The organism is Terracoccus sp. 273MFTsu3.1, from assembly GCF_000383675.1.
Lineage (GTDB): Bacteria > Actinomycetota > Actinomycetes > Actinomycetales > Dermatophilaceae > Terrabacter.
In genome coordinates this window covers 732,242-758,743 of record NZ_KB911821.1, presented here as the reverse complement: position 1 = coordinate 758,743, position 26,502 = coordinate 732,242, and the positions used below count along the sequence as shown (strand labels likewise).

The following is a 26,502-nucleotide window of genomic DNA, read 5'->3' as shown; positions in this document are numbered from 1 at the left end:
CGGGCCTGGTCGGCGGTCGACGGGTCGCGGACGGAACCGAACCGGGCGCTGGTGGGTATCCACCACGACAGCAGCCGGCGAGGGAGGACGACGATGGGGCGACAGCCCGTGTGGGAGAGCGACTACTGCGCGTACTACGCGGCGCGGCAGCGGGCGTTCATGAGGACGGCGTACGCCATCCTCGGCAGTTGGGCAGCGGCGGAGGACGCGGCGCAGTCGACGTTCACCCAGCTCTACGTCCACTGGCCGCGGATCCACGACGAGACCCGCGACGCCTATGCCCGACGGGCCCTCGTCAACTCCTGCTACACCGCGGCCCGCAAGGCGCGGCGAGAGCCTCTCGTCGCCGAGGTCCCCGACCGGGCCGCGGACGTCCGGGAGCGTGTGGACCCCGAGCTGATGGCGGCCCTCGCCCAGCTCTCGGCGAAGCACCGAGCCGTCGTCGTCCTGCGCTACCTCGACGACCTGTCCGTCGCCGAGGTGGCCCGCGTGCTCGACCTGCCCGAGGGCACCGTCAAGAGCCAGGCCGCGCGGGCGCTGTCACGCCTGGAGACCGTGTTGACGAGCAGCGAAGGAGCGCGCGCATGACCCTGCACAGCACCATCGAGGAAGAGCTGAGGAACCGCCTCGACCGGGCGACCACCGACGTGCTCGGCGCACCGGACCTCCACGCGACGCTCGTGGGCGGCCGCCGCCGGCGAGCCGGGCGAAGGCGCGCGGCGGTGGCGTCGGGCGTGACCGGGGTCGCCGTCGTCGCGATGGTCGGCGTCGTGGGGACCGGTGCCCTCCATCCTCCGGCGACGTCGACCCCCGCGGCAGCCGGGGTGGCGTCGTCGGCCACGGACTGGGTTCCGGGCACGACGGTCGACGAGACCCTGGCGCAGGTCGTCGCCGACCACGTGGCGCGCCCGGGTCGCGCCACCGGCATCTACGCGAGTGACTGGACCCGTTCGACCCCCCTGCCCGACACCGAGGCGTCGAGGGCCACCGAGTGGCAGGCGCACTACCGCGTCGCCGGCGACGACACCCTCACCGTGCTGATGTCCCAGCGGCCGACCGACGCGCCGGCCGGGCCGCCGGTCTGTGACCCATCCGTCCGGGTGGTCGACGGCACCGGCACGCGCCTGAGGACAGGAGACATCGCCCCCGACGGGTCGGTGACGCTCACTCCCGGGCGCTCTGCCGAGGGGGCGACGTCCTGCGTCGTGACCCGGAAGGACGGAGGGACGCTGGTGCTGTCCCACGACGGGCTCCGGACCACAGCCACGTTCTGGCGCACCGCCGACGCGACCGTCGTGACCGCGACGGCGCACCGGGGGAGCGGCACCGAGACCACCGCCCACGGGGTGACGGACGCCGAGCTCGCGGGGGTGGCGACCGACCCGCGCCTCGTGTTCGCCCACGTGGCCGACCCGCCCGCCTGGCCCGCCGCCAACGGGCCCGGATGGCCGTCCGGCCTCTGACCCGGTGCCCTCGTGCAGCCGGTCGCGCCGCTGTCGGGCTAGCGGCCGAGTGCTCCGGTGGTGCCACCGACGTGGACGACCATCCGCTCGGCGACCACGCGCGCATTCGTCCGGAGCACGTCGAGGGGGACCCGGGGGAGGTTCTCCTCCCAGTCGATGAGGGGTGACCCGCGGAACTGGAGCATGCGCGCGGGACGGCCGAGGAAGAACAGGTGCAGGTGCGCCCCGCCGTCGCCGTACTTCGCCAGCTGGACCCGGCCGACGCTCGGTACGTGCTCGACGGCGTCGGAGACCGCCACGACGAGCTGTCCCATCTCGGCGGCGAGGTCGCCCGGCAGGGAGGGCAGGTCGTGGTGCGCGAGGGGCATGAGCATGAGCATCACCGGCAGGCCGGTGTCGACGGAGAACGTGAGGCGCCAGCGGGCGTTCGACCAGACGAGCCGGTCGTCGGTGTCCCCGAAGCCGTCGGCACACCAGCAGTCGGCGGCGAGCTCGCCGCGCCGGGGCGGCTCCTCGTCGGCCGGGGGCTGCACCGGCTTGAGGCGCAGGCCCTCGATCTCGTAGGGGTAGATATCCCAGCCGGGCATCTCCTCGACGGCGACGGGAAGGCGGCCGTCGTCGCCGGCCGCGGCCGCGATGCGCGCGAAGTAGTCCTCGACGCTCTCGGCCTCCGAGGGGGCCGTCACGCGACCAGTGCTCTCGGGCGACGTGGCCGGGGCCTCCGACGGCGTGGAGGTGGCGGGTGGGACGGGGGCGTCAGCGCCGGGCTCGGTCACCCGGCCAGTATGCCGCGCCCACCCGCCTCGCTCACGGCCTAGTTCGAGGGCTGGGGGGTCGAGCAGCCGATGCGCGGGTCGAGGCCGACGTAGTTGAGCGGGCCGGCCACGATCGTGACGGCCGTCGTGGCCAGCCGGCTGCAGCTCGGGTCCGCCGAGCCGAGGTAGCCGCGCTGGAAGGCGGCGAAGACGCCGATGAGGAGCCAGAGGAGCACGACGATCGTCGAGGTCCGGGTGCGCGTACGGGTGCGAGCGCTCATGATGGCCTTTCGTGGAGGGGTCGTCGTGACGACGGCCGTGGAGGGGTCGTCCACCCATACCCGGGGGAGCAGGTGCGTCGAACAGGCCCGCGGCAACCGCGGTGGTGCCACGATGGCCGGGTGGGAACCATCGGTGACTACCTCGTCGGTCTCGAGCCGGACCAGCGCGCAGCCCTGCAGCACGTGGTCGACGTCGCCCGGAGGGTGGCGCCCGACGCTGACGAGGGGACGAGCTACGGCATGCCGGCCCTGCGTCTCGCCGGCCGTCCGCTCCTGGGGATCACCGCGGCGGCCAAGCACCTCTCGGTCTTCCCGTTCAGCCCCGCTGTCGTCGAGTCCGTCGCGCCCGACCTGGCGGGGCACTCCCTGAGCAAGGGCACGATCCGTTTCAGCGTCGACCAGCCGATCCCCGACGAGGTCATCGAGCGGGTCGTCACGCTCCGCCGGGCCGAGCTCGAGGGCTGAGGCTCGGGGCAGCGTCCGTGACGTGGTCGGGGGCAGCCACCGGACCGTGGACCGCGAAGGGGCTACCCGTGACATGGGCCCAGTAGCGGTCCCCGAACGACCAGTGCCACCACTCGGTCGGGTAGTTCACGAGGCCCGCCGGTCCCAGGGCGCCGGCGAGCACGCGCCGCAGGTGGCGCGCCTCGTCGTCGAGGCCGGGGGCGTCGAAGTAGCACGCCCCGCCGCTCTCCTCCGGGGTCGCGTCGACGGGACAGCCGAGGTCGAGGGGCCGGCCGTCGCCGTCGGCGAGCGTCAGGTCGACGGCCGCGCCGCTGACGTGTGGCGCCGTGGCCGGTGGGGCGACGAACCTGCTCGCGAGCCGGTCGAGCACGTGCGCGTCGATGCCTGGTCGCTCGGTCGCGAGACGGGCTCGGTACGCCGAGTGGATCATCCGCTGAGTCGCCAGGGGTCGCAGCCCCTCGACGACGAGCAGGCGCAGGCCGTCGGGGAGCAGGGCCTCCGCCTCCGCGAGGCGCTCGGCCAGCGTGCGCCGGACCAGCCCGTGCGATCCGGGCCGTGCCCCCGGGACCGCATCAGTCGGTGTCGACGTCAGACCGAGACCGGGCGGCGGTGCCGGTGGCAGACGCCTGACCTGAAGCCCGAGTGCGGCGAGGTCGACGAGAGGGGAGCCGTCCTCGACGACGGGGATGCCGCTGACCCTCGGGTCGGCGAGCAGCACCGGACCCGTGGACCGGGCCGGCGTGACGGTGCTCGGCGACGCACTCATCCGACGACCACGCCGCGCGTCGCGTCCACCGCATGGCCGGTCGCTGCGGCCGGCCGTCCTGCCGCGGTGCGCACGAGGACGTCGACGAGCTCGGGGTAGGTCAGTCCCGCGGCGGCCCACATCCGCGGGAACTGCGAGGCAGGCGTGAAGCCCGGGAAGGTGTTGACCTCGTTGAGCACGGGCCCGTCCGGCCCGACGAGGAAGTCGACGCGGGCGAGGCCCCGGCACCCGAGGGCCCGGTAGGCCGTGGTCGCGAGCCGCTCGAGGCGTCGGGTCTGCTCCACGGGGAGCCCGGCGGGCACGGTGAACCGCGTCCCGGCACTGGCGTACTTGGCGGTCTCGGTGAAGAACGGCTCGTCGGGGTCGCTCTCGACGAGCAGCGCCGGGCCGCACCGCACCTGCCCGTCGGGCAGCTCGAGCACCGGCACGTCGACCTCGAGCCCGACAACCTCCGCCTCGACGACCACGGCGTCCGGTCCGCCCTCCAGTGCGGTCGACAGGGCTGTCGACAGAGCCCTCGACAGCGAGGTCGCGAGAGCCCCTGGCCCCCCGCCGTCCGCGTGGTCGACGACGACGTCGATCCGGGTGACCCCCATGCTCGACCCGCCGTGCGCCGGCTTGACGAAGAGCGCGCCGAGCAGGCCAGCCGCGGTCACGTCGTCGACGAGCCGTTCGAGCTCCTCGGCCGATCGCGTCGCGGCGACCGCCTGCTCGGAGGGGACGAGCAGGCCCGGTGCGACGGGCACCCCGGCCGCGGCCACGACGAGCTTGGTCAGCTGCTTGTCCAGGCAGACGGCGCTCGCCGCGACGGGCGAGCCGACGTAGGGCACGCCGAGGATCTCGAGGAACCCCTGGACGGTGCCGTCCTCGCCGACGACCCCGTGCAGCGCGGGCACCGCCACGTCACAGCCCAGCAGCGTCTCGGCGGCGTGCAGGACGCCCGAGCCGCTGCCGGTCCGCCACTCGCCCGACCGCTCGACGAGCACGGGAACGACGTCGTGGCCGGCGCTGCGCAGGCCGGCGACGATCCCCTCGCCGCTCGCGACGGACACGTCGTGCTCGGTGCTCGTGCCTCCGTGGATGACCGCGACCCTCATCGTTCCTCTGTTCCGACGCCGGGCCTCTGGATGCCCGTGACGCCCCCGACGTGCCGGCGCTCGACGCGTGCGCCGATGCCCGTGTAGATCTCGTGCTCGTTCGTGCCGGCCCAGGCCGCCCAGTCGCGAGCGGTCGGCTCGCCGCGGTCACCCGCTCCGAGGACGAGCACCTCGGCGCCGACCGGGACCGGCTCCGCGCCCACGTCGACCACGACCTGGTCCATGCTGACCCGGCCGATGAGCGGGGCCCGTCGCCCGCCGACCCACACGCTTGCCCGGCCCGTCGCGGCTCGTGGCAACCCGTCGGCGTAGCCGAGCGGGACGAGCGCCAGATGGGTGTCGCGCGTCGTGCGGCCGACGTGTTCGTAGCCGACCCCGCGACCCGACGCGACACGGCGGACCTGCACGACCCGGGTGCGCAGGGTCAGAGCGGGGCGCAGCCCGTCGCCGATCCCGTAGATCCCGGCTCCGACCCGGACGAGGTCGTATGCCGTGTGGCGTGGGTCGGCCTGCACCGCAGCGGTGTTCGCGAGGTGCACGACCTCGGGGCGCAGTCCGGCGGCACGCGCGAGGTCGATGCCGACGCGGAACATGAGCAGCTGGCGGTGGGTCGCGACCGCGTCCGGGTCGCCGCCGTGCGACAGGTGGGACCACAGACCGACGACCCGGACCCGTCCGGCCGACTCCAGCGCTGCGGCGGCGGCCACGAGCCGGGCCCAGTCCTCGCCCGGGCAGCCGCTGCGGTGCAGGCCGGTGTCGAGCTTGAGGTGGAGGCGGGCACGTCCCGTCGCGCGGGCGACCGCGGCGAGGTCGCCGGGGCTGCTCACGGACAGGTCCACGTCTGCGACGACCGCCTCCTCGGTCCGGGCCGGCTCGAAGAGCCACGCGAGGACCGGAGCCGTGATGCCGGCCCGACGCAGCTCGAGCGCCTCGGCGACGCGGGTCACCCCGAGCCAGGACGCACCGGCGGCGAGGCAGGTGCGGGCGACCGGCACGGCGCCGTGCCCGAAGGCGTCGGCCTTGACGACGGCCATGAGCCGGGTGCCTGCGGCCGCGCGGAGGGTGCGGACGTTCGCCGCGAGGGCCCCGTGGTCGACGACGGCCTCCGCGAGCTCGCCTGCCAGCGAGGTGGACGCCGGAGGTGCGAGCGCGACCGTGGCCCGAGGGTCTGTCTCGATCATGACTCGACGCTAGGAGCGCGACCCCGCGGCCCGCATCGGGCCGCGGACCGAGCTCGGCGTCCTCCCCCGGGAGGAGCGCGGCGCGGCGCGGGTGGAGACGCGGCTGTGGCCTCGACCGTCGTTCGGCTCAGGACAGCGCCACGGCGCCCGTCTGGTAGGCCAGCACGACGAGCGCGACGCGGTCGCGGACGCCGGTCTTGGCGAGGATGTGGCCGACGTGCGTCTTGACCGTCGTCTCGGAGACGAAGAGCGCCTCGGCGATCTCGGAGTTCGTCAGGCCGTTGGCGATGGCCACCCAGACCTCGCGCTCACGGTCGGTCAGGGCCGTCGTGCGGTCGAGGAGCGCCGGCGCCACGGGAGCGCTCCGGACGTACGTCTCGACGAGGCGTCGCGTGGTCGAGGGCGCGATGACGGCGTCGCCGGCGTGCACCGTGCGGATCGCCGCAAGGAGGTCCTCGGGTGGCGCGTCCTTGAGGAGGAAGCCGGAGGCTCCGGCACGCAGGGCCGTGAAGGCGTACTCGTCCAGGTCGAACGTCGTCAGCACGAGAACTCTTGTGGCGCAGTCGCGTTCGACGATCAGGCGGGTGGCCTCGATGCCGTCCATCCGTGGCATACGGACGTCCATGAGGACGACGTCCACCGGCAGCGTCGAGAGGGTGTCGAGGCACTGCTGGCCGTCGGCGCACTCCGCCACCACGACGAGGTCGGGCTGCGACCGCACGAGCATGGCGAAGCCCGCTCGCACGAGCGCCTGGTCGTCGACGATCATGACGCGGATCACGGCGTGACCTCGATGGGTCGGGTCGCCCCGGCCGCGAGTCGCGGCAGCGTCGCCACGACCCGGTAGCCCCCACGAGGATCGGGTCCGGTGACGAGAGAGCCGCCCAGCACCTCGACCCGCTCGGCCATGCCGCGCAGCCCGTGGCCCGCGCCACCGTCGACGTGGCCCCCGCCGACGCCGTCGTCGACGACCTCGACGACGACACGGCTCGGTCCGACGGTCACGCTGACCCAGGCCGTCGCGTCGTCGCCGGCGTGCTTCATGACGTTCGTCAGGGCCTCCAGGACGATCCGGTATGCCGTCAGCCCGGTCGCGGCGTCGCCCTCGCTCGCGTCGTGGGTCACCAGCTCGCCCTCCTGGCGCAGGTGCACGATCCTCCCTCCCGCGGTGAGGCCGGCCACGAGCGTCTCGATGTCGGCCAGTCCGGGCTGCGGCGCCTCCGGGATGCCGGCCGTGTCGTCGCGGAGCACGCCCAGCAGCCGCCGCATCTCGGCCAGCGAGGCCCGCCCCGTCGCGGCGATCGTCGCGAGCGCGGTCGTCGCGGCGTCCGGGTCGGAGGCGGCCGCGAAGCGCGCACCGTCCGCCTGCACGATCATGACCGAGAGTCCGTGCGCCACGACGTCGTGCATCTCGCGGGCTATCCTCTGCCGGTCCGCCAGCCCGTCAGCGCGGCTCACTGCAGCGCGCTCGGCCTGTTCGTGGGCGGCCGCGTCGGCGGCGTGCGACGCGGACTCGTGCTGGAGCGCGGCGCGCTCCCGGGCCGCGCGGACCTGGTCGGCCACGGCCCAGGTGAGCACGACGACGGCGGCACTGTTGAAGAGGAAGACGGCGACCCGGTCGGACAGGAAGGTCTCGAGCGGTGGCAGGAGGTAGCCGAAGCGGAGGAGGAGCAGCACGGTGGCGACGCCGATCGAGCCCAGCGCCGCCGCGAGGGCCCACAGGCCGCCGCGCCGGTCGGTCCAGAGGGTGACGCCGAAGAGCGCGACCAGTGCCATGAGCACCGTCGGCAGCCCGACCATGGCACCGACGGCGTACAGCAGGTAGGCGAGCACGCCGCACGCGGCGAACGTCGCGCGCGGGAAGCGGGGGAGCAGGAGCAGGGCGAGGGCGCCGAGCCCGATGCCGACGTAGCCGAGGACCGCGGGCTGGTCCCGCACGTTGACCCACCAGGCGCTGCGGCCCAGCCCCGCGGCGACCGTGATCGACGCGACGAAGTAGAGCAGGGCGATGATCGCCCCGACGCGGTCGACGAGCGGCCGTGCCGCCCCGCCGGGTGCGGCCGGCGCAGTGGGAGCCTGGGGTGCGGGCCGGACGGTCACGCGAGCACGCTACCCAAGGCGACGGCATACGGGATCCTCCCGTGGGAGGACCCTCCCCGGGTCCGGGCGCGGGGCCTTCCGGCCAGGTGGTCGGCCGCGGCCACGATTTCGGGGAACGGGCCCGCGTGGCGTAGTCTTGTGCGTTGGGTGTCGTGTGCCTCGGCGCCTGAGTTCTCGCTGTGCGACGAGCGCGGCACCCAGGCACGTCCCAAAGGCCGGTTCAGTCCGGGTCGGCCACCAACAGATAGACGGAGGATATGGCCAAGAAGGACGGTGTCATCGAGATCGAGGGCACGATCGTCGAGGCTCTCCCGAACGCGATGTTCCGGGTGGAGCTCTCCAACGGTCACAAGGTGCTCGCACACATCTCGGGCAAGATGCGACAGCACTACATCAGGATCCTCCCGGAGGACCGTGTGGTGGTCGAGCTCTCGCCCTATGACCTGACCCGCGGTCGGATCGTCTTCCGCTACCGCTGAGCACCAGGGTCGGCCGCGACCGTCCGTGAGAGCGGGCACGTCGGGCCGGGACGAGTGCACAGCACCAACTCCCGATTACACAACCAAGCACCTGATCGTCACGTGCCCTCCGGGGCCCGCGGTGGCAGGCGCGCGATCTGAAGACAGCAGGCAGATGAAGGTTCAGCCGAGCGTCAAGAAGATCTGCGACAAGTGCAAGGTGATCCGCCGCAACGGTCGGGTCATGGTGATCTGCGAGAACCTGCGCCACAAGCAGCGCCAGGGCTGAGCAGAAGCACCACCTCGCCGTCGACAGAACTTCGACAGCACGCAAGACAAGTGAATGAAAGCAGCACCCGGCCCCTGATGACCGACCGTCGTGTCGGCGCAGGACGTCACCCCCGGCACGGAGGCCGGGGACCGGTGGCCCGTCCTTCTGTGTGGCGGACCGTGACCCCGGATCGGTGCCTTGCTCCAGACCTCCGCGTAACAGAAATCAGGAGACAACCCAACATGGCTCGTCTTGTTGGAGTCGACCTTCCGCGCGAGAAGCGCGTCGAGGTCGCACTGACCTACATCTTCGGTGTCGGTCGCACCCGTTCCAAGGAGGCGCTGGTTGCCACCGGCGTCGACCCCAACACCCGCGTCAAGGACCTCGGTGAGACCGAGCTCGTTGCGCTTCGTGACTTCCTCGAGGGCAACTACCGCCTCGAGGGTGACCTTCGCCGTGAGGTGCAGGCCGACATCCGCCGCAAGGTCGAGATCGGCTCCTACGAAGGTCTCCGTCACCGTCGTGGTCTGCCCGTGCGCGGTCAGCGCACCAAGACCAACGCGCGCACCCGCAAGGGCCCGAAGCGCACCGTGGCCGGCAAGAAGAAGGCCAAGTGACGCTGATCGCCTCGCGATCACGTCTCACCGACATTCAGTTCTGACGTAGGAGAAAAATGCCTCCCAAGGCTCGTGTGACGAAGGTTCGTCGCAAGGAGAAGAAGAACGTCGCCCACGGGCACGCTCACATCAAGAGCACGTTCAACAACACGATCATCTCGATCACGGACCCCACCGGCGCCGTGATCGCGTGGGCCTCTGCCGGCCAGGTCGGCTTCAAGGGCTCGCGCAAGTCCACCCCGTTCGCCGCCCAGATGGCTGCCGAGGCTGCTGCCCGCCGCGCCATGGAGCACGGCATGCGCAAGGTCGACGTCTTCGTCAAGGGCCCGGGCTCGGGCCGCGAGACGGCGATCCGCTCGCTCACCGCCACCGGCCTCGAGGTCGGCGCGATCAGCGACGTCACGCCCACGCCGCACAACGGTGTCCGCCCGCCCAAGCGCCGTCGCGTCTGATCCGGCCTGAGCGAGAGAGAGAACTAGAAACATGGCTCGTTACACCGGCCCGATCACCAAGAAGTCCCGCCGCCTCAAGATGGACCTCGTCGGCGGCGACAAGAACTTCGAGCTCCGTCCCTTCCCGCCCGGCCAGCACGGCCGTCGCCGGATCCAGGAGAAGGAGTACCTCACCCAGCTCCAGGAGAAGCAGCGCGCCCGCTTCCAGTACGGCGTCATGGAGAAGCAGTTCGTCCGCTACTACAAGGAAGCGGCGAAGCGCCCCGGCAAGACCGGCGAGAACCTTCTCCAGATCCTCGAGTCGCGCCTGGACAACGTGGTCTACCGCGCGGGCCTGGCCCGCACGCGTCGCCACGCCCGCCAGCTCGTGACGCACGGTCACTTCGAGGTCAACGGCGTGCGCGTCGACGTCCCGAGCTACCGCGTCGAGCAGTACGACATCATCACGGTCCGCAAGCAGTCGGTCGAGACCTTCCCGTTCGAGCTGGCTCGCCAGACGTTCGGCGAGCGTCCCGTCCCGGCCTGGATGCAGGTCGTCGACGGCTCGCTGCAGATCCTCATCCACCAGCTCCCGGTGCGCGCGCAGATCGACTCGCAGCTCACCGAGCAGCTGATCGTCGAGCTCTACTCGAAGAACTGATGCAAGGCGGCGTATGCCGCTGGGCTCGCCCAGCGGCATACGCCCCCCTTGTGCGTGGGGTCGCGCTCGCAGACAGAGCCGAGCCGGCCCGCCCGGATCACGACCGGGCAGTTTCACGAGGCGTCATATGGCGGTCGCCCGTGGGAAGGAAATGAACAGTGCTCATCGCACAGCGTCCCGTGCTCTCCGAAGAGGTCGTGGTCGAGAACCGCAGCCGCTTCACCATCGAGCCGCTCGAGCCCGGCTTCGGCTACACGCTCGGCAACTCCCTCCGTCGCACCCTGCTCTCGAGCATCCCGGGCGCGGCGGTCACCTCCATCCGCATCGACGGCGTGCTCCACGAGTTCACGACCGTGCCGGGCGTGAAGGAGGACGTCACCGAGATGATCCTCAACATCAAGGGCCTCGTCGTCTCCTCGGAGCACGACGAGCCGGTCGTCATGTACCTGCGCAAGCAGGGCCCGGGTGCGGTCACCGCCGCCGACATCACGCCTCCGGCGGGTGTCGAGGTGCACAACCCCGACCTGCACATCGCGACGCTCAACGACAAGGGCAAGCTCGAGATGGAGCTGACCGTGGAGCGTGGCCGTGGCTACGTCTCGGCGCAGCAGAACAAGTCCGGTGACCAGGAGATCGGCCGCATCCCGGTCGACTCGATCTACAGCCCGGTGCTCACCGTGACCTACAAGGTCGAGGCGACCCGTGTCGAGCAGCGCACCGACTTCGACAAGCTCATCGTCGACGTCGAGACGAAGAACTCGATGACCCCGCGTGACGCCATGGCCTCGGCCGGCAAGACGCTGGTCGAGCTCTTCGGTCTGGCTCGCGAGCTCAACGTCGAGGCCGAGGGCATCGACATGGGCCCGTCGCCGACGGACGCCGCGCTCGCCGCGGACCTCGCCCTGCCGATCGAGGACCTCGACCTCACCGTTCGTTCCTACAACTGCCTCAAGCGCGAGGGCATCCACACCGTGGGTGAGCTCGTGGGCCGCAGCGAGGCCGACCTGCTCGACATCCGCAACTTCGGTGCGAAGTCGATCGACGAGGTCAAGGCCAAGCTCGTCGGCATGGGTCTGGCCCTCAAGGACAGCCCGCCCGGGTTCGACCCGTCTGCCCTCGTCGACGGCTACGGCGAGGACGACTACAGCGACGACGACGACCAGTCGTTCGTCGAGGACGAGCGTCTCTGACCAACCGCTTCTTGACCGAGCCCTCGGCGAACAGCTCGAGAACGGCCTGGTCGGACTTCTAGGAGAAACGAAATGCCCACCCCCACCAAGGGTCCCCGCGTCGGTGGCGGCCCAGCCCACGAGCGGCTGATCCTGGCCAACCTCGCGACGTCGCTCTTCGAGCACGACAAGATCACGACGACCGCGGCCAAGGCCAAGCGTCTGCGCCCGCTCGCCGAGCGTCTCATCACGTTCGCCAAGCGCGGCGACCTGCACGCCCGTCGCCGCGTCCTCACGGTCGTGCGCGACAAGGGTGTCGTCCACCGCCTGTTCGCGGAGATCGCCCCTGACATGGCGGCCCGCGACGGTGGCTACACCCGTATCACGAAGATCGCCGCCCGCAAGGGCGACAACGCCCCCATGGTCGTCATCGAGCTCGTCCGCGAGCCGCTGTCGGCCAAGAAGGCGACGGTCAAGGAGGCCGAGGCCGCCACGAAGCGCGCTGCGAAGCAGAGCGAGTCGAAGCAGGCTGCTGCCGACACCAAGGCCGCCGAGGACGCCGAGAAGGCTGAGGCGACCGAGGCCACCGAGGCCACCGAGGCCGCGGTCGAGCTGCCGAAGGGCGCCGTCGCTGCGAACGAGGACGGCTCGTCGCCTGAGGACGGCTACACCGTCAAGGGCAACGCGGACTCCGGCAAGTACCACGAGCCCGACGGCCAGTGGTACGACCAGACGATCGCCGAGTTCTGGTTCAAGTCGGCCGAGGACGCCGAGGCCGCCGGCTTCACGAAGGCCGGCTCCGGCTCCTGAGCCACCGTGAGCCACCGTGAGCCACCCCGAGTGACTCACGCTCCGGCGCGACGAGAAGGGCCCCGCACCACTGGTGCGGGGCCCTTCTCGCGTTCACCACCGGTGCGCGACGTCGATGACGAGACGGCGGCCGCCGTCGGTGTCGGCCAGGACGAAGGCGCGCATCGGCAGTCGAGCTCGCACGCCGAGGCCGTAGTCCGTGTAGCCCTCGAAGCTGCCGATGCCCCGGAGCTGCCGGAACGTGGTCCAGCCGGAGAAGGTCGTCGTGGTCCGGCCGAGGACCGACGGCGCGTCGACGGTGACCTGGATCCTCGCGCCACCGTTCACGGCGACGGGGAGGCCGCTGCCCGGCGCGGTGACGGCGCTGACGTAGCGGACGTCGTAGCCCAGGCTGCCACGGCCATGGGCGAGGTCGATGACGAGCCGGTCGTAGCAGGCGTGCCGGCCGGCCCGGACGCCGGTGACGGCGCCGGTCCAGAGCTGGGTGGGGCTCGTCGCCTTCGCGCTCGATCCCCAGGTGATGCCGCAGTACGGCGCGGTCGACGCCGTGGCGGGTGTGATGGTGCCGGCGGACGCGACCGGGGCCGCGAGTGCGGCCGCGCACGCGGCGACGAGGAGCCGGCGGGTGACGGTGTGCATGGAGGTTCCCCCTTCTGGTGGGCCCGGACCGGGTCGTCCGGTGCCCACTCATAGGACGTGCACGGCCCCGGCGTGGTTGACGGGCGCGAGTCACGGACGCCCGTCGGATCCCGTTAGGCTCGGGCGCCATGAACGAGTCGAGCGGGTCCACGCTGCGCGTGCGCCTCGACCTGGCCTACGACGGGACGGCCTTCTCGGGGTGGGCCGCCCAGCCGGCGCTGAGGACGGTCCAGGGTGAGCTGACCGCCGCCCTGTCCACCGTGCTGCGCAGCCCCGAGCCCGTCCGGGTCACCGTGGCCGGTCGCACCGACGCCGGCGTCCACGCGCGCGGTCAGGTCGCACACGTCGACCTCGACGCCCGGGCGTGGGCGGCCCTGCCGGGCCGCTCCGACCGCGAGCCTGGGGTGGCCCTCGTCAGTCGCCTCGGCGGCCTGCTGGGCACGGACGTCGTCGTTCGCCGTGCCGCGGTGGCCCCCGTCGGCTTCGACGCACGCTTCTCGGCGGTCGAACGCCGCTACCTCTACCGGCTTGCCGACGTCGACGCAGACCGTGACCCGCTCCGGCGCCATGACACCGTGTGGTGGCGTCGACCCCTCGACGTCGCGGCCATGGACGAGGCGTCACGCTCGCTCGTCGGACTGCGGGACTTCGCGGCGTTCTGCAAGCAGCGGGAGGGTGCGACGACCGTGCGTACCCTGATCGACTTCTCGTGGGTCCGCCTGCCCGACGGCGTGCTCGCCGCCACGGTGCGGGCTGACGCGTTCTGCCACTCGATGGTGCGGTCGCTCGTCGGTGCCGTCGTGCCCGTCGGCGAGGGCCGTCGCGCCGTGGACTGGCCGCGGGCTCTCCGGGACGGGGCCCAGCGCACGGCGGGGATCCACGTCATGCCGCCGCACGGCCTCAGTCTCGAGGAGGTCGTCTACCCGGGCGACGACGACCTCGCCGCGCGCGCCGCGGCCACGCGAGCGCGGCGTTCTCCCGTCTGAGCGGTGTCTCAGGCCCGAGACCGGACCGGCGGCCACCGACCACCTGTGGTTGGATCGTCCGCATGAAGGCCCGCCCGACCCGCGTCGTCTCGGTGGGCGTCCTCACCTGCGCTCTGGTGCTCACGGGCTGCTCGAAGGACACCACCGCCTCGCCGCCCGCGAGCAGCCCGGCCTCAGCGTCGGGTTCGACGGCGACCGGCTCGGCCACGACGTCCGCGGGCGACGAGGTCCGGGGCCGCTCGGGTGCCTTCACGGTCGTGCCTCCGGAGGGGTGGACCGAGGCGACCGACAAGGCCACCGGCGTGGCCGACATCGACCTCGTGCTCCTGTCGTCCAAGAAGGTCGGTGCCTTCGCCAACAACCTCGTCGTCACCTCGGCCGCCGGCGACCAGTCGGTCCTCGACGGCGAGCTGGCCAAGGGGCGCCAGCAGCTCGGAGCCGCGGGACGCACCGTGTCCTCGGCCCCCGACAAGAGCGTGTCGGGCTCTTCGGCCGTCGGCTTCACGACGACCTTCGAGCAGCAGGGCATCAAGGTGCTCGCCCGCTCCTACGGCGTCGCGCGGGCAGGCCGCATCTACCTGCTCACCCTCAGCTCCTCGCAGGCCGATGCGACGCACGCGATGGCCGAGTTCGACGAGCTCCTCTCGACCTGGGCGTGGACGTAGCCCCATGGCGTCTCGCGTGAGGACGTCGGCGGCACTCCTCCCGGCGATCGCCCTGGTGGTGGGCCCGGGCCTCGCCGGGTGCTCCGCCGACCCCGCCCCGGTGGCGCCGACCCCGACCGACGTCGGCGTCGTCCACCTGCCGACGTCCGCGGCGCCGACGACCGACAGCGGCGGCCACCGCATCGAGCCGCTCCCGTCAGCGGTCGGCCCGGTGGCGATGACCGAGGACCGTGTCCGCGGGGTCGACTACAGCTATCTCCAACCCGTCGGGTGGAGCCGGGCCGAGCGCGACCTCGACCCGCCACCGGACAGCCTCGTGCAGCCCGACGACGACGGCGTGCCGGCGTTCATCGCCGTCGAGCGCCCCATCAAGGTGGGCTCGCACTCGCTGGCCGAGGTCGTCGACGGGATCCGTCAGGGCTTCGAGGCCAAGGGTCTGACGCCCATGGCGGCGCCCGAGCGCGAGATCGCCGGCTACCGGGCGATGGGCATCGTCGTCGACCAGTCGGAGCAGGTGCGCCATGTCTACTACGTCGTGGCCTACACCGAGCAGGCCTTCGCGATCCGGCTCACCTACGATCCTGCCCACCCGGAGGCGCTCGACGTCTACCGCGCCGTGCTCGACTCCTGGGCGTGGGGGTGACGCGTGCGCGCTGGGATGCTTAACCGGGTGACGCGGCCACACGGCATACGTCAGGCTTGACCCTCGTGGGCCATGTCGACGTCAACTCCGTCTCGTTCAGCCTGCCTGACGGCAGGCCGCTGCTCAACGACGTCTCCGTGCGGGTCGGGGAGGGCGCCAAGGTCGCGCTCATCGGCCCCAACGGCACCGGGAAGACGACGCTGACGCGGATCATCGCCGGCGACATCGCGGCCCACGAGGGAGCGGTGACGCGCTCGGGCGGACTGGGCGTCATGCGCCAGTTCATCGGCAAGGTGCGCGACGACACGACGGTGCGCGACCTGCTCGTCTCGGTGGCCCCCGACCGCATCCGCGCCGCCGCCGAGGAGATCGACCGCAGCGAGCTGCTCATGATGGAGCGCGACTCCGAGGACGACCAGATGGCCTACGCCCACGCGCTCGTCGAGTGGGGCGAGGCCGGCGGCTACGAGCAGGAGACGCTCTGGGACCAGTGCACCGTCGCGGCCCTCGGCATCCCCTACGAGCAGGCGCAGTGGCGCACGGTCACGACGCTCTCCGGTGGTGAGCAGAAGCGGCTCGTGCTCGAGGCGCTGCTGCGCGGGCCCGAGGAGGTGCTGCTCCTCGACGAGCCGGACAACTACCTCGACGTGCCGACGAAGCGCTGGCTCGAGGAGGCGCTCGTGGCATCGCCCAAGACGGTGCTCTTCATCAGCCACGACCGCGAGCTGCTCGACCGGGTCGCGACCCGCGTCGCGACGCTCGAGCCCGGTGCCGCCGGCGCCACCCTCTGGGTGCACCCGGGCCGTTTCGCGACGTACGCGCAGGCCCGCACCGACCGCAACGACCGCCTCGAGGAGCTGCGGCGCCGCTGGGACGAGGAGCACGTCAAGCTCAAGACCCTCGTGCAGACGCTCAAGGTCAAGGCCAAGTTCAACGACGGCATGGCGTCGCGCTACCAGGCCGCGCAGACCCGCCTCGCGAAGTTCGAGCAGGCCGGGCCGCCCGAGGAGACGCCGATGACGCAGTCGGTCAAGATGCGCCTCACGGGAGGCCGCACGGCCAAGCGGGCCATCGTCGCGACGGGGCTCGAGCTGACCGGTCTGATGAAGCCCTTCGACCTCGAGGTCTGGTACGGCGAGCGCGTCGCGATCCTCGGCAGCAACGGCTCCGGCAAGTCGCACTTCCTGCGGCTGCTCGCGTGCGGCGGCACCGATCCCGAGCGCGAGCACCAGCCCGTCGGCGACGTGCGGCCGGTCCCCGTCGATCACTCCGGCGTCGTGCGACTGGGGTCGCGGGTGCGTCCGGGATGGTTCGCGCAGACGCACGAGCACCCCTCGCTCATGGGGCGCACGCTGCTCGAGATCCTGCACCGGGGCGACGAGCACCGCGAGGGCCGCCCGCGCGAGCAGGCCGCCCGCGCCCTCGACCGCTACGAGCTGGCGCGTTCGGGCGAGCAGAAGTTCGAGTCGCTGTCAGGAGGCCAGCAGGCCCGCTTCCAGATCCTGCTGCTCGAGCTCTCGGGCGCGACGATGCTGCTGCTCGACGAGCCCACCGACAACCTCGACCTCCAGTCGGCCGAGGCGCTCGAGGAGGGGCTCGACCGCTTCGAGGGCACGGTCGTGGCCGTCACCCACGACCGGTGGTTCGCGCGCGGCTTCGACCGCTTCCTCGTCTTCGGTGCCGACGGCCGCGTCTACGAGTCGACCGAGCCGGTGTGGGACGAGGGGCGGGTCGTCCGACCGCGGTGACCCCGCCCACACCCGCGACGCCGGCCGCACGGCCCGGTGCCCCGGGCGGGGGAGCGGAGTAGCGTCGGGGCATGCTGCTGCGAACCCTGGAGACCGGTGTCGTCGGCGCCCCGATGGCGGGAGGCCCGACGACTCCCGAGCTCGTCGCCGCTGTCGGCGAGGCCGGCGGGCTGGGCTTCCTCGCTGCCGGCTACCTCACGGCACCCCAGCTCGCGTCGGCGATCGCCGAGGTGTGGGACGCGAGCTCGCGCCCCTTCGGCGTCAACCTCTTCGTGCCCGCCCAGGCGAACGCGTATGCCGTCGGGCCGGGCGAGCTGACCGGCGCCGAGCGCGCCGACGCGGTGGCCGCCTACCGCGAGACGCTCGGAGACGACGCGCGGTCCGTCGGCGTCGAGCCCGGTGAGCCGAGACCCGGCGACGACGACGACTGGGAACGCAAGCTCGACCTCGTCGTGCGGGAGCGAGTTCCCTTGGTGTCCTTCACCTTCGGGCTGCCGAGCACCGCAGTTCTCGGTGAGCTGCGCCGTGCTGGCATCGAGACCGTCGCGACGGTCACCGACGTCGACGAGGCGGCGGCGGCCCTCGGTGCCGGCGTCGACGGGCTCTGCCTCCAAGGACCGGAGGGCGGCGGACACCGTGGCACCCTAGACCCGGCCAAGGAGCCGTCGACCTCCGACCTGCTCGACCTCGTCGCCGCCGTGCGGTCGCAGACGGACGCGCCGATCGTCGCCGCGGGCGGGATCTCGACCCCCGAGCGAGCCGCGCAGGTGCGAGCCGCCGGGGCCGACGCCGTCCAGGTCGGGACCGCGCTGCTGCTCACTCCCGAGGCCGGGACCGGCCTCGCCTACCGCCGCGCGCTCGCCGACCCCTCGTACGAGCGCACCGCCGTGACCCGGGCCTACTCGGGCCGCCTCGCCCGCGGTCTCGAGACCGAGTTCCTGCGTCGGCACGACGGCCACGCCCCCGCCGCCTACCCGGAGGTCCACCACCTCACGGTGCCGTTGCGGCGGGCGTCGGCACAGGCGGAGCGCTCGGACCTGCTGGCCCTGTGGGCCGGTTCGGGCTGGAGGTCGGCACGACCGGTGCCCGCCGCCACCGTCGTCGCCGAGCTCTCGCACTGAGGCGGGCGGGGCCGCGGCGGCGACCTTCCGGAGGCTGCCGCCCGCTGCGCTGACGGCATACGGGGATGACGGCCTGCGGACCCCCGGGGCGTCGGGGGAGCCCGCGGCATACGCTCGGGCCATGCCCAGCGCCGAAGGAAACCTGACGTGGGTGGCCGCCTCCGAGCGCCCCGACCTGCTCGCCCCGCCCGTCGCGGCAGCGCTCGAGCACGTGCCCGGGGTCCGGGTCGCGCCGATCGACGCCACGCTCGCCGACACGGCGGCCTTCTGCGAGGCCTACGACGTCGCGCCCGAGGCGTCTGCCAACTGTGTCGTCGTGGAGGCACGGCGCGGTGAGGGGACGACCCTCGCGGCCGTCATGGTGCTCGCGACCGACCGGGCCGACATCAACCGCGTCGTGCGCAAGCACCTCGGGGCCCGCAAGATCTCCTTCGCCGACCAGGCGAAGGCCCAGGAGCTGACCGGGATGCAGCAGGGTGGGATCACCCCCGTCGGACTGCCGGCTGGCTGGCCGGTGCTCGTCGACGAAGCCGTCGTCGCAGCAGGTCCGGTCGTCATCGGAGCGGGTCTCCGCGGCGCCAAGCTGCTCCTCGACGGGGCCGCACTGGCCGGGCTGCCGATGGCGCAGGTCATCGCCCTCGCCGTGCGCTGACGGCTCGGTCAGCCGGCGACGTCCCAGAGCATCTGGGCGCGCTCGGTCGGCGTCGTGCCGCCCCAGATGCCGAAGGTCTCGGGAACCCGGAGCGCGTGGTCGAGGCACCGCTCACGGACGGGACACGAGGCGCACACCATGCGGGCGGCCTCGGTCTGCTCGCGGCGCTCGCGCTGGTCGAGCTCCTGGTCGTCGGCGAAGAACTGCTCGACGGCCTTGGTGCGGCACCGACCCTGCTCCTGCCACTCGTACGAGGAGTAGGTGGGGCGCGGAAGGCGGGTGATCGTCATGGCTTCCTCCGTCGGGTCCGGTCGAGCGATCTGATGCAGAACCTACGCAGAACTTATGCATTGCACAAGAGGTCTGCATAAGTTTATGATCTGGGGAGCCCGATCGGCGCTGGAGCGGTCCATGACGGGAATCTCGGACCGCTCCGCCCGACGCGGGTGACCAACGTGAAACGGTGATGATCGACATGAACCCGCAGCCGGCAGCCTCGAGGGAGCCTGGCCAGACGGAGCCCGACGACCCCGAGCTGGGGGAGTCGGCGCCCGAGCTGGGCTGGCCCGTCGGAGTCGTGTCCGAGCGGCTCGCCATCGCCGCCCCGACGCTCCGGTCCTGGGACCGCCGCCACGGCGTCGGACCGAGCCTGAGGACCCGGGGCAACCACCGCCGCTACACCGAGCTCGACATCCGGCGCGTGCTCCTGATGTCCCGCCTGACCGCCCAGGGTGTGCCCGCGCAGAGCGCCGCCGACTCGGTGCTAGCGATGGACGCCGGGGCGATCGTCGAACGTCTCGACGGGGATCGCGAGCTCGCGGGCTCGGGCAAGGGGGGCGGGACCGGCCTGCCTGGCGGGACCGGTCTGCCCGGCGGGCTCCCCGTCGGTGGTGCACCCGCGACTGAGGTGGAGGGCGCCGAGCAGGATGCGACCGACCTCGTCGAGGCCATCGTGGGCGCGGCCCGAGCACTCGACCCCCGCACGATGGCGCTGCTCTACCGTCAGGTCATGCGCCGCCGCGACGTCGGCAGGGCCTGGGTGGAGGTCTTCGCGCCGGCGCTGCGCCGCGTCGGTGACCTCTGGGAGGAGGGGCGACTCGGGGTGCAGTCCGAGCACCTGACGAGCGAGCTGCTCCAGTCCGAGCTGCGCGCGGTCGTGCGGGCCAACCGGCTCCACGTCGCGGGTCTGCCGGTCGTGCTGGCCAGCGCCGACGACGAGCAGCACCACCTACCACTGCTCGCGCTCGAGGCGGAGCTCGCACGCCACGGGGTGGCGAGCCTCTTCCTCGGCCCGCGCGTGCCGTCCGACGCCCTCGTGTCGGCGCTGCGTGAGTCGCAACCACGTGCGGTCTTCCTCTGGGCCTCGCTCGCGCGTCCGCAGGCCGAGCCGTTCTGGCGCGACCTGGAGGTCATCGACTGGCCGCTCGAGGTCGTCATCGGCGGCCCCGGCTGGCCCGACGGGATCGTCGCGCCCGAGGGGCCCGTGACCGTGACGCGGGCCGCCGACTTCCGTGCGGCCGTGGCCGCCCTCGTGCCGCACCCGGGTGCCTCGGTGGGCTGAACGGTTGCCGTTCGGCGCAAGAAACCGCAACATCCTGAGCCTGAGTGCAAGATTTTGCAGGCCAGGGCTGGCGTGGTGTCCGATTCGGGCGCTAGGTTCTCCCCGGTGGTCGAGCGTCCAGACACGGGCGTGAGCGACCCAGCCCACAAAGGAGTGCGCATGCGCCGTCGCCCGACCCTGTCCGTCGCCAGCATCTCGGCCCTCGTCCTGGCCGGACTCGCCGTCCCGTTGGCCGGGGCACCGACCGCCCGGGCCGACGCCCCGCGCACCGCGACGGTCGTCGGGTCGCTGCAGGACGAGCTCGGCTGCAGCGGCGACTGGCAGCCCGACTGCACCGCCACCGACCTCGTGCTCGAGCCGGGCACGACGACGTATGCCGCAGAGTTCCGTCTGCCCAAGGGCAGCTACGAGCTCAAGGTGGCCATCAACCACTCGTGGGACGAGAGCTACGGCCAGGGCGGCGGCAACGTGCCGCTCGTCCTCGCCGGCCCGGCCACGCTGCGCTTCACCTACGACGACACGACGCACGCCATCGGCGTCGCGCCCACCGACCTGCCCGGCGCCGCCACGAAGGCCGACGCGACGCTCGCCGCGTCGTCGCTGCGTTCGCTCGCGACCAAGGAGCGCTTCTACTTCGTCATGGCCGACCGCTTCGCCAACGGCGACACGGCCAACGACCACGGTGGCCTGACGGGTGGACCCCTGACGACCGGCTTCGACCCGACGAACGAGGGGTTCTACCACGGTGGTGACCTCAAGGGCCTGACCGGCAAGCTCGACTACATCAAGGGCCTCGGCACGACCGCGATCTGGCTCACGCCGTCGTTCAAGAACCGCGCCGTCCAGGGCAGCGGCTCCGACGCGAGCGCCGGCTACCACGGCTACTGGATCACCGACTTCACCCGGATCGACCCGCACCTGGGCACGAACGCCGACATGAAGGCGCTCATCTCGGCCGCCCATGCGAAGGGGATGAAGGTCTACTTCGACATCATCACCAACCACACGGCCGACGTCATCTCCTACGAGGGTGGCACGTACACCTACGTCAACAAGGAGACGAGTCCCTACAAGGACGCCCGCGGCAAGGCCTTCGACGACGCCGCCGTCGCCGGCAAGCCGGCCTGCGCCGGCGACACCGTGCCCGACTGCTTCCCGACGATGGCGGCGGGCAGGTCCTTCCCGTACGTGCCGAAGGTCGCCGACGCCGACAAGGACGTCAAGGTCCCGGCGTGGCTCAACGACACGACGCTCTACCACAACCGTGGTGACTCGACCTATGCCGGAGAGTCCTCGACCTACGGTGACTTCTCCGGTCTCGACGACCTCTTCACCGAGAACCCCAAGGTCGTCACGGGCATGGAGGACATCTACAAGTCCTGGGTCGACTTCGGCGTCGACGGCTTCCGCATCGACACCGTCAAGCACGTCAACATGCAGTTCTGGCAGGCGTTCTCCCCGGCGATCCTGAGCCATGCCAAGGCGATCGGCAACGACGACTTCTTCATGTTCGGTGAGGTCTACGACGGCAACCCCGCCTACACGAGCCAGTTCACGACGAAGGGTGCGCTGCCGGCGACCCTCGACTTCGGCTTCCAGGGTGCGGCGCTCGGCTTCGCCCAGGGCAAGGCGACCACCGGCATCCGCGACCTCTTCGCGGGCGACGACTACTACACCGACACCGACTCCAACGCCTACGAGCTGCCGACCTTCCTCGGCAACCACGACATGGGTCGCGTCGGCGCGATGCTGCTCGCCGGCGGCGCCACGGGCGACGACCTGCTGGCCCGGGACCGGCTCGCGACGTCCCTGATGTTCCTGACCCGCGGCAACCCGGTCGTCTACTACGGCGACGAGCAGGGCTTCACCGGTCCGACGAGCGACTTCGGCGACAAGCGTGCGCGTCAGGACATGTTCGCCAGCCAGACGCCGACCTACCAGGACGACGTCGTGATCGGGAGCAGCAAGCCCGCCGGCTCCGGCTCGCACTACGACACGTCCGCGCCGCTCTACCGCGAGATCAAGGCGCTCTCCGCCCTCCGCGCGGCCAACCCGGCCCTCGCGGACGGGGCGCAGGTGCACCGCTACGCCTCGGACGCTGCCGGCATCTACGCGATCAGCCGCATCGACAAGGCGGCCAAGCGCGAGTACGTCGTCGTCGCCAACAACGCCACGACCGCGAAGACCGCGACCTTCTCGACCTACTCCGCCGGATCGAAGCTCGTGCCGCTCCTCGGCGCCACCTCGGACCTGCGCGCCGCGGCGGACGGCCGTGTCACGGTGACCGTGCCGCCGCTGTCGGTGGCGGTCTATCGGGCGAACTCGACCATGGCGCAGCCGAAGTCGGCGCCCGCGATCTACCCGACGTCGCCCAGCGCGGGTGGTGTCGTGGGTGGTCGGGCCGAGATCGGCGCGGCCCTGCCCGGCAACACCTTCGCGGAGGTCTCCTTCCTCCAGCGCCCGGTCGGCACCTCCGCCTGGACGCCTCTGGGCACGGACGACAACGCGCCCTACCGCGTGTTCCACGACGTGTCCGGCCTCGCCAAGGGCACGCTCGTCGAGTACCGCATCGTGGCGAAGGACATCGCCGGCCACGTCTCGGCCACCTCCACCTACGGCATCGTGGGCGAGCCCGAGACGTCCGGTGGCGGTGGCGGCGGAGGCGTCGGGCCCGTGACCCAGCCCGACAACGTCAGCGTCCCCGGCAACCACAACTCCGAGATGGGCTGCTCGGGCGACTGGCAGCCGGACTGTGCTCAGGCACAGCTCGCCCTCGATGCCAAGGACGACATCTGGAAGGGCACCTTCGACTCCATCCCGGCCGGCGACTACGAGTACAAGGCCGCGATCAACAAGTCGTGGGACGAGAACTACGGCGCCGGAGCGGTCAAGGGCGGCGGCAACATCCCCTACACGGCCGCCGGCAAGCCCATCACGTTCTACTACGACCACCGCACCCACTGGGTCACGAACGACGCGACGAGCCCGATCATCACGGCTCCCGGCAGCTTCCAGAGCGAGCTCGGCTGCCCCGGAGACTGGGCACCTGACTGCATGCGGTCGTGGCTGCAGGACCCCGACGGTGACGGCACGTACGTCTTCACCACCGACCAGATCCCCGCGGGCTCCTACGAGTTCAAGGTCGCCGTGGCTCTGTCCTGGTCCGAGGCCTACCCGGCCAACAACGTCGCCTTCTCGGTCCCGGCCGACGGCGTGCTCACCACCATCACCTACAAGACGTCGACGCACGAGGTCACGGTCAAGACCTCCAAGGCGGGCGCTGCGCCCGACCTGACGAAGTCGAAGGCCTACGTCGTGGGTCCTGACCTCGTCGCCTGGCCCGCGTCGGCGCTGCCGGCCGGCACCGACCCGGCGACCCTCGACTGGCGCCTGCACTGGTCGGCCGACGGTGGTCTCGCCGTCGACGCGGAGGCCGTCACCGGCGGCTCCGTCGCGAGCCTGACGCGCGACCCGGCAGGGCTGCCCGCCTCGTTCGTGGCCGCCCACCCGGAGCTCAAGGGCGCCGTGGCCCTGCGTCTCGACAAGGCGACCGCCGCGCGGATGCCCGAGATCCTCAAGGGCCAGGTCGCCGTCGCGATGTACGCCTCCACGGGCCAGCTGCTCGACGCGTCGGGCGCGCAGACGGCCATCGCCCTCGATGCGATCTACGCGCCCAAGGCGGCCGCTCGCACCTACGGTGTCGGCTTCACGCGCAGCCGCGCGACGTTCAGTCTCTGGGCCCCCACGGCCCAGCAGGTCACCCTGCTGACCTGGCCGGCCCGCTCGGCCGACCGGCCGGTCGACACGGCCCGACGCACGACGATGACCCGCTCGTCCGACGGTGCGTGGACGACGAGCCTCAGCACCTCGACGGCGCTCAACGCCCGCTACCTCTACGAGGTCAAGGTGTGGGCTCCGACGACGGGCAAGGTCGAGACCAACGTCGTCACCGACCCGAGCTCGGTGGCGCTGACGCCGAACTCCACGCGGTCCGTCGCGGTCGACCTGACGAGCCCGGCGTTCATGCCGTCGGTGTGGAGCCGCACGCCGTCGCCGAAGCTGGCCCAGGACGTCGACTCGACGATCTACGAGCTGCACATCCGCGACTACTCCATGTCGGACGCGAAGGTCCCGGCGGCCCTGCGTGGCAGCTATCTCGCCTTCGCCGCGGACGGTGACGGCAGGGCGCACCTCAAGGCGCTCGCCAAGGCGGGTCTCAACACCGTGCACCTGCTGCCGAGCTTCGACATCGCCTCGATCGAGGAGGACAAGGCCAAGCAGCAGACGCCGCAGTGCGACCTCGCCTCCTACGCGCCCGACAGCGAGGAGCAGCAGAAGTGCGTCGGGGCCGTCGCGGCCAAGGACGCCTTCAACTGGGGCTACGACCCGTACCACTACAGCGTGCCCGACGGCTCGTACGCGTCGAGCACCAGTGCGGCCGACGGCGGCACCCGGGTCGCCGAGTTCCGCACCATGGTCGGCGCCCTGCACCAGGACGGCCTCCGCGTCGTGCTCGACCAGGTCTTCAACCACACGGCCCAGTCGGGACAGGGTGACAAGTCCGTGCTCGACAAGGTCGTGCCCGGCTACTACCACCGCCTCAACGCGACCGGCGCCGTCGAGACCTCGACGTGCTGCCAGAACGTCGCGACCGAGCACGCCATGGGCCAGAAGCTCATGGTCGACTCGGTCGTGTCGTGGGCCCGCAACTACAAGGTCGACGGCTTCCGCTTCGACCTCATGGGCCACCACAGCAAGGCCAACATGCTCGCGGTGCGCTCGGCCCTCGACGCCCTGACGCTCTCCAAGGACGGCGTCGACGGCCGGTCGATCTACCTCTACGGCGAGGGGTGGAACTTCGGCGAGGTCGCCGACAACAAGCTCTTCGTCCAGGCGACGCAGGGCCAGCTGGGTGGCACGGGCATCGGCACCTTCTCCGACCGCCTCCGTGACGGCGTCCGCGGAGGCGGACCGTTCGACGAGGACCCGCGCCGTCAGGGCTTCGGCTCGGGCGAGGCGACCGACCCCAACGGTGCCGCGATCAACGCCGACGCGGCCACCCGCCTCGGCAGCGACACCGACCTCGTCCAGCTCGGGCTGGCCGGCAACCTCAAGACGTTCACCTTCCGCAGCCAGAAGACCGGGACGGTCGTCAACGGCACGCAGGTCGACTACAACGGGTCACCGGCGGGCTACGCCGACCAGCCCGACGAGGTCGTCAGCTACGTCGACGCCCACGACAACGAGACGCTCTTCGACTCGCTGACGTACAAGCTGCCGGTCGCGACGTCGATGCAGGACCGGGTGCGGATGAACACCGTGTCCCTCGCGACGACCGCTCTGGCACAGACGCCGTCGTTCTGGCACGCCGGCGCCGACCTGCTCCGCAGCAAGTCGCTCAACCGCGACTCGTACGACAGCGGTGACTGGTTCAACCGGCTCGACTGGACCGGTGCCGACAACGGCTTCGGCCACGGTCTGCCGCCGCAGGAGCAGAACTCCGCCAAGTGGCCGTTCATGAAGCCGCTGCTCGCCAACCCGGCGCTCAAGCCGACCGCCGCCGACGTGCGCAGCGCCGACGCGATGGCGCAGGACCTGCTGCGACTTCGCTTCAGCACGAAGCTGTTCCGTCTCGGCAACGCAGCCGCCATCAACGCCAAGGTGACCTTCCCGGTCTCGGGCACGACGGACGCGAAGCAGGGTGTCATCGTCATGCGGATCGACGACACGAAGGGGGTCGACGTCGACCCGGCCCTGCGTGGGGCCGTCGTCGTCTTCAACGCGACCCCCGACGCGGTGACGCAGAAGGTGCCCGGCCTCACCGGTTCGGTGCGACTGAGCCCGGTCCAGGCGAACGGCGCCGACAGCGTCGTCAAGCAGGCGGCATACGACGCAGGCAGCACCTCGTTCTCCGTGCCCGCGCGCACGGTCGCGGTCTTCGTCCAGCCGAACTGAGCGCGCA

At 71.8% G+C, this 26,502-nt stretch carries 27 protein-coding genes; 18 read left to right on the top strand and 9 right to left on the bottom strand.

Going from position 1 to position 26,502, the window contains the following annotated elements; genetic code table 11:
• Positions 1-93: 93 nt before the first annotated feature.
• Positions 94-588: a sigma-70 family RNA polymerase sigma factor gene (locus tag H283_RS0109145; protein ID WP_020143219.1), complete on the top strand. Its 495-nt coding sequence runs from the start codon at positions 94-96 to the stop codon at positions 586-588.
• Positions 585-1,463 (top strand): hypothetical protein, encoded by an 879-nt coding sequence (locus H283_RS0109140; RefSeq protein WP_020143218.1) that lies wholly within the window; start codon positions 585-587, stop codon positions 1,461-1,463. The genes H283_RS0109145 and H283_RS0109140 overlap by 4 nt, the downstream gene beginning before the upstream one ends.
• 38 nt (positions 1,464-1,501) lie before the next feature.
• Here H283_RS0109140 and H283_RS0109135 read toward each other — a convergent pair whose 3' ends face one another.
• Entirely contained in the window at positions 1,502-2,149 is a 648-nt protein-coding gene (locus H283_RS0109135) for a hypothetical protein (protein ID WP_043648981.1), read from the bottom strand.
• A 128-nt stretch (positions 2,150-2,277) separates the two neighbouring features.
• Entirely contained in the window at positions 2,278-2,499 is a 222-nt protein-coding gene (locus H283_RS0109130) for a hypothetical protein (RefSeq protein ID WP_028785451.1), read from the bottom strand.
• A 120-nt stretch (positions 2,500-2,619) separates the two neighbouring features.
• Here H283_RS0109130 and H283_RS0109125 point away from each other — a divergent pair, with 120 nt between their 5' ends.
• Positions 2,620-2,964 (top strand): iron chaperone, encoded by a 345-nt coding sequence (locus tag H283_RS0109125; RefSeq protein WP_020143215.1) that lies wholly within the window; start codon positions 2,620-2,622, stop codon positions 2,962-2,964.
• On the opposite strand, the gene H283_RS24540 is transcribed toward H283_RS0109125, so the two are convergent.
• From H283_RS24540 to H283_RS24530, 5 genes are all read right to left on the bottom strand, one after another.
• A complete protein-coding gene (locus tag H283_RS24540; protein ID WP_020143214.1) occupies positions 2,933-3,730 on the bottom strand; it encodes a M15 family metallopeptidase in 798 nt (265 codons plus the stop codon). The two genes, H283_RS0109125 and H283_RS24540, sit on opposite strands and share 32 nt — an antisense overlap.
• Positions 3,727-4,827 carry a hypothetical protein gene (locus tag H283_RS24535; protein WP_020143213.1) on the bottom strand — a complete coding sequence of 367 codons (1,101 nt, stop codon included), beginning with the start codon at positions 4,825-4,827 and terminating at the stop codon, positions 3,727-3,729. The genes H283_RS24540 and H283_RS24535 overlap by 4 nt, the downstream gene beginning before the upstream one ends.
• Positions 4,824-6,008, bottom strand: a complete 1,185-nt coding sequence (alr, locus tag H283_RS0109110) for an alanine racemase (RefSeq protein WP_020143212.1) — start codon at positions 6,006-6,008, stop codon at positions 4,824-4,826. The genes H283_RS24535 and alr overlap by 4 nt, the downstream gene beginning before the upstream one ends.
• A gap of 127 nt (positions 6,009-6,135) precedes the next feature.
• Positions 6,136-6,777 carry a response regulator transcription factor gene (locus H283_RS0109105; protein WP_043648974.1) on the bottom strand — a complete coding sequence of 214 codons (642 nt, stop codon included), beginning with the start codon at positions 6,775-6,777 and terminating at the stop codon, positions 6,136-6,138.
• Between the two features lie 8 nt (positions 6,778-6,785).
• On the bottom strand, positions 6,786-8,108 hold the full coding sequence (locus tag H283_RS24530; protein ID WP_020143210.1) for a sensor histidine kinase: 1,323 nt from the start codon (positions 8,106-8,108) through the stop codon (positions 6,786-6,788).
• A gap of 257 nt (positions 8,109-8,365) precedes the next feature.
• Between H283_RS24530 and infA the strand changes: the two genes are divergently transcribed.
• From infA to rplQ, 7 genes are all read left to right on the top strand, one after another.
• Complete coding sequence (gene infA / locus H283_RS0109095) at positions 8,366-8,587, top strand: translation initiation factor IF-1 (RefSeq protein WP_013493543.1); 222 nt, start codon at positions 8,366-8,368, stop codon at positions 8,585-8,587.
• Between the two features lie 154 nt (positions 8,588-8,741).
• Complete coding sequence (rpmJ, locus tag H283_RS0109090) at positions 8,742-8,855, top strand: 50S ribosomal protein L36 (protein ID WP_006592630.1); 114 nt, start codon at positions 8,742-8,744, stop codon at positions 8,853-8,855.
• Positions 8,856-9,079: 224 nt separating this feature from the next.
• A complete protein-coding gene (gene rpsM / locus H283_RS0109085; RefSeq protein ID WP_020143209.1) occupies positions 9,080-9,454 on the top strand; it encodes a 30S ribosomal protein S13 in 375 nt (124 codons plus the stop codon).
• Positions 9,455-9,510: 56 nt separating this feature from the next.
• Positions 9,511-9,906: a 30S ribosomal protein S11 gene (gene rpsK / locus H283_RS0109080; protein ID WP_020143208.1), complete on the top strand. Its 396-nt coding sequence runs from the start codon at positions 9,511-9,513 to the stop codon at positions 9,904-9,906.
• A 31-nt stretch (positions 9,907-9,937) separates the two neighbouring features.
• Complete coding sequence (gene rpsD, locus H283_RS0109075; RefSeq protein ID WP_020143207.1) at positions 9,938-10,546, top strand: 30S ribosomal protein S4; 609 nt, start codon at positions 9,938-9,940, stop codon at positions 10,544-10,546.
• A gap of 158 nt (positions 10,547-10,704) precedes the next feature.
• Positions 10,705-11,736 (top strand): DNA-directed RNA polymerase subunit alpha, encoded by a 1,032-nt coding sequence (locus H283_RS0109070; RefSeq protein WP_020143206.1) that lies wholly within the window; start codon positions 10,705-10,707, stop codon positions 11,734-11,736.
• A gap of 72 nt (positions 11,737-11,808) precedes the next feature.
• On the top strand, positions 11,809-12,525 hold the full coding sequence (gene rplQ / locus H283_RS0109065; RefSeq protein WP_020143205.1) for a 50S ribosomal protein L17: 717 nt from the start codon (positions 11,809-11,811) through the stop codon (positions 12,523-12,525).
• A 93-nt stretch (positions 12,526-12,618) separates the two neighbouring features.
• Here the strand turns inward: rplQ and H283_RS0109060 are convergent, their stop codons facing one another.
• On the bottom strand, positions 12,619-13,164 hold the full coding sequence (locus H283_RS0109060) for a hypothetical protein (protein WP_020143204.1): 546 nt from the start codon (positions 13,162-13,164) through the stop codon (positions 12,619-12,621).
• Between the two features lie 128 nt (positions 13,165-13,292).
• On the opposite strand from H283_RS0109060, the gene truA reads away from it, so the two are divergent.
• From truA to H283_RS0109030, 6 genes are all read left to right on the top strand, one after another.
• Positions 13,293-14,150, top strand: coding sequence for a tRNA pseudouridine(38-40) synthase TruA (gene truA / locus H283_RS0109055; RefSeq protein WP_020143203.1), 858 nt, complete (start codon positions 13,293-13,295; stop codon positions 14,148-14,150).
• Positions 14,151-14,212: 62 nt separating this feature from the next.
• Positions 14,213-14,815, top strand: a complete 603-nt coding sequence (locus H283_RS0109050; RefSeq protein ID WP_020143202.1) for a hypothetical protein — start codon at positions 14,213-14,215, stop codon at positions 14,813-14,815.
• Positions 14,816-14,819: 4 nt separating this feature from the next.
• On the top strand, positions 14,820-15,458 hold the full coding sequence (locus tag H283_RS0109045) for a hypothetical protein (RefSeq protein WP_020143201.1): 639 nt from the start codon (positions 14,820-14,822) through the stop codon (positions 15,456-15,458).
• A gap of 65 nt (positions 15,459-15,523) precedes the next feature.
• Entirely contained in the window at positions 15,524-17,206 is a 1,683-nt protein-coding gene (locus H283_RS0109040) for an ABC-F family ATP-binding cassette domain-containing protein (protein ID WP_020143200.1), read from the top strand.
• Between the two features lie 71 nt (positions 17,207-17,277).
• Entirely contained in the window at positions 17,278-18,327 is a 1,050-nt protein-coding gene (locus tag H283_RS0109035) for a nitronate monooxygenase (protein ID WP_020143199.1), read from the top strand.
• Between the two features lie 121 nt (positions 18,328-18,448).
• Positions 18,449-18,979 (top strand): YbaK/EbsC family protein, encoded by a 531-nt coding sequence (locus H283_RS0109030; protein ID WP_028785450.1) that lies wholly within the window; start codon positions 18,449-18,451, stop codon positions 18,977-18,979.
• An 8-nt stretch (positions 18,980-18,987) separates the two neighbouring features.
• Here H283_RS0109030 and H283_RS0109025 read toward each other — a convergent pair whose 3' ends face one another.
• Positions 18,988-19,269, bottom strand: a complete 282-nt coding sequence (locus H283_RS0109025) for a WhiB family transcriptional regulator (protein WP_020143197.1) — start codon at positions 19,267-19,269, stop codon at positions 18,988-18,990.
• 176 nt (positions 19,270-19,445) lie between these two features.
• Here H283_RS0109025 and H283_RS24525 point away from each other — a divergent pair, with 176 nt between their 5' ends.
• On the top strand, positions 19,446-20,540 hold the full coding sequence (locus tag H283_RS24525) for a MerR family transcriptional regulator (RefSeq protein WP_051103572.1): 1,095 nt from the start codon (positions 19,446-19,448) through the stop codon (positions 20,538-20,540).
• Between the two features lie 159 nt (positions 20,541-20,699).
• Entirely contained in the window at positions 20,700-26,495 is a 5,796-nt protein-coding gene (pulA, locus tag H283_RS0109015) for a pullulanase-type alpha-1,6-glucosidase (RefSeq protein WP_020143195.1), read from the top strand.
• The last annotated feature ends 7 nt before the right edge of the window (positions 26,496-26,502 follow it).

What these genes read in the sequence shown, in the direction of transcription:
- H283_RS0109050 (WP_020143202.1), top strand. Translation starts at nt 14,213, where the DNA reads ATGAAGGCCCGCCCGACCCGCGTCGTCTCGGTGGGCGTCCTCACCTGC.
- alr (WP_020143212.1), bottom strand. Translation starts at nt 6,008, where the DNA reads ATGATCGAGACAGACCCTCGGGCCACGGTCGCGCTCGCACCTCCGGCG.
- rpsK (WP_020143208.1), top strand. Translation starts at nt 9,511, where the DNA reads ATGCCTCCCAAGGCTCGTGTGACGAAGGTTCGTCGCAAGGAGAAGAAG.
- H283_RS0109045 (WP_020143201.1), top strand. Translation starts at nt 14,820, where the DNA reads ATGGCGTCTCGCGTGAGGACGTCGGCGGCACTCCTCCCGGCGATCGCC.
- H283_RS0109140 (WP_020143218.1), top strand. Translation starts at nt 585, where the DNA reads ATGACCCTGCACAGCACCATCGAGGAAGAGCTGAGGAACCGCCTCGAC.
- infA (WP_013493543.1), top strand. Translation starts at nt 8,366, where the DNA reads ATGGCCAAGAAGGACGGTGTCATCGAGATCGAGGGCACGATCGTCGAG.
- H283_RS24535 (WP_020143213.1), bottom strand. Translation starts at nt 4,827, where the DNA reads ATGAGGGTCGCGGTCATCCACGGAGGCACGAGCACCGAGCACGACGTG.
- H283_RS0109025 (WP_020143197.1), bottom strand. Translation starts at nt 19,269, where the DNA reads ATGACGATCACCCGCCTTCCGCGCCCCACCTACTCCTCGTACGAGTGG.
- rplQ (WP_020143205.1), top strand. Translation starts at nt 11,809, where the DNA reads ATGCCCACCCCCACCAAGGGTCCCCGCGTCGGTGGCGGCCCAGCCCAC.
- pulA (WP_020143195.1), top strand. Translation starts at nt 20,700, where the DNA reads ATGCGCCGTCGCCCGACCCTGTCCGTCGCCAGCATCTCGGCCCTCGTC.
- H283_RS0109030 (WP_028785450.1), top strand. Translation starts at nt 18,449, where the DNA reads ATGCCCAGCGCCGAAGGAAACCTGACGTGGGTGGCCGCCTCCGAGCGC.
- H283_RS0109035 (WP_020143199.1), top strand. Translation starts at nt 17,278, where the DNA reads ATGCTGCTGCGAACCCTGGAGACCGGTGTCGTCGGCGCCCCGATGGCG.
- rpmJ (WP_006592630.1), top strand. Translation starts at nt 8,742, where the DNA reads ATGAAGGTTCAGCCGAGCGTCAAGAAGATCTGCGACAAGTGCAAGGTG.
- H283_RS24525 (WP_051103572.1), top strand. Translation starts at nt 19,446, where the DNA reads ATGATCGACATGAACCCGCAGCCGGCAGCCTCGAGGGAGCCTGGCCAG.
- H283_RS24540 (WP_020143214.1), bottom strand. Translation starts at nt 3,730, where the DNA reads ATGAGTGCGTCGCCGAGCACCGTCACGCCGGCCCGGTCCACGGGTCCG.
- truA (WP_020143203.1), top strand. Translation starts at nt 13,293, where the DNA reads ATGAACGAGTCGAGCGGGTCCACGCTGCGCGTGCGCCTCGACCTGGCC.
- H283_RS0109130 (WP_028785451.1), bottom strand. Translation starts at nt 2,499, where the DNA reads ATGAGCGCTCGCACCCGTACGCGCACCCGGACCTCGACGATCGTCGTG.
- rpsD (WP_020143207.1), top strand. Translation starts at nt 9,938, where the DNA reads ATGGCTCGTTACACCGGCCCGATCACCAAGAAGTCCCGCCGCCTCAAG.
- H283_RS0109145 (WP_020143219.1), top strand. Translation starts at nt 94, where the DNA reads ATGGGGCGACAGCCCGTGTGGGAGAGCGACTACTGCGCGTACTACGCG.
- H283_RS0109105 (WP_043648974.1), bottom strand. Translation starts at nt 6,777, where the DNA reads ATGATCGTCGACGACCAGGCGCTCGTGCGAGCGGGCTTCGCCATGCTC.
- H283_RS0109060 (WP_020143204.1), bottom strand. Translation starts at nt 13,164, where the DNA reads ATGCACACCGTCACCCGCCGGCTCCTCGTCGCCGCGTGCGCGGCCGCA.
- rpsM (WP_020143209.1), top strand. Translation starts at nt 9,080, where the DNA reads ATGGCTCGTCTTGTTGGAGTCGACCTTCCGCGCGAGAAGCGCGTCGAG.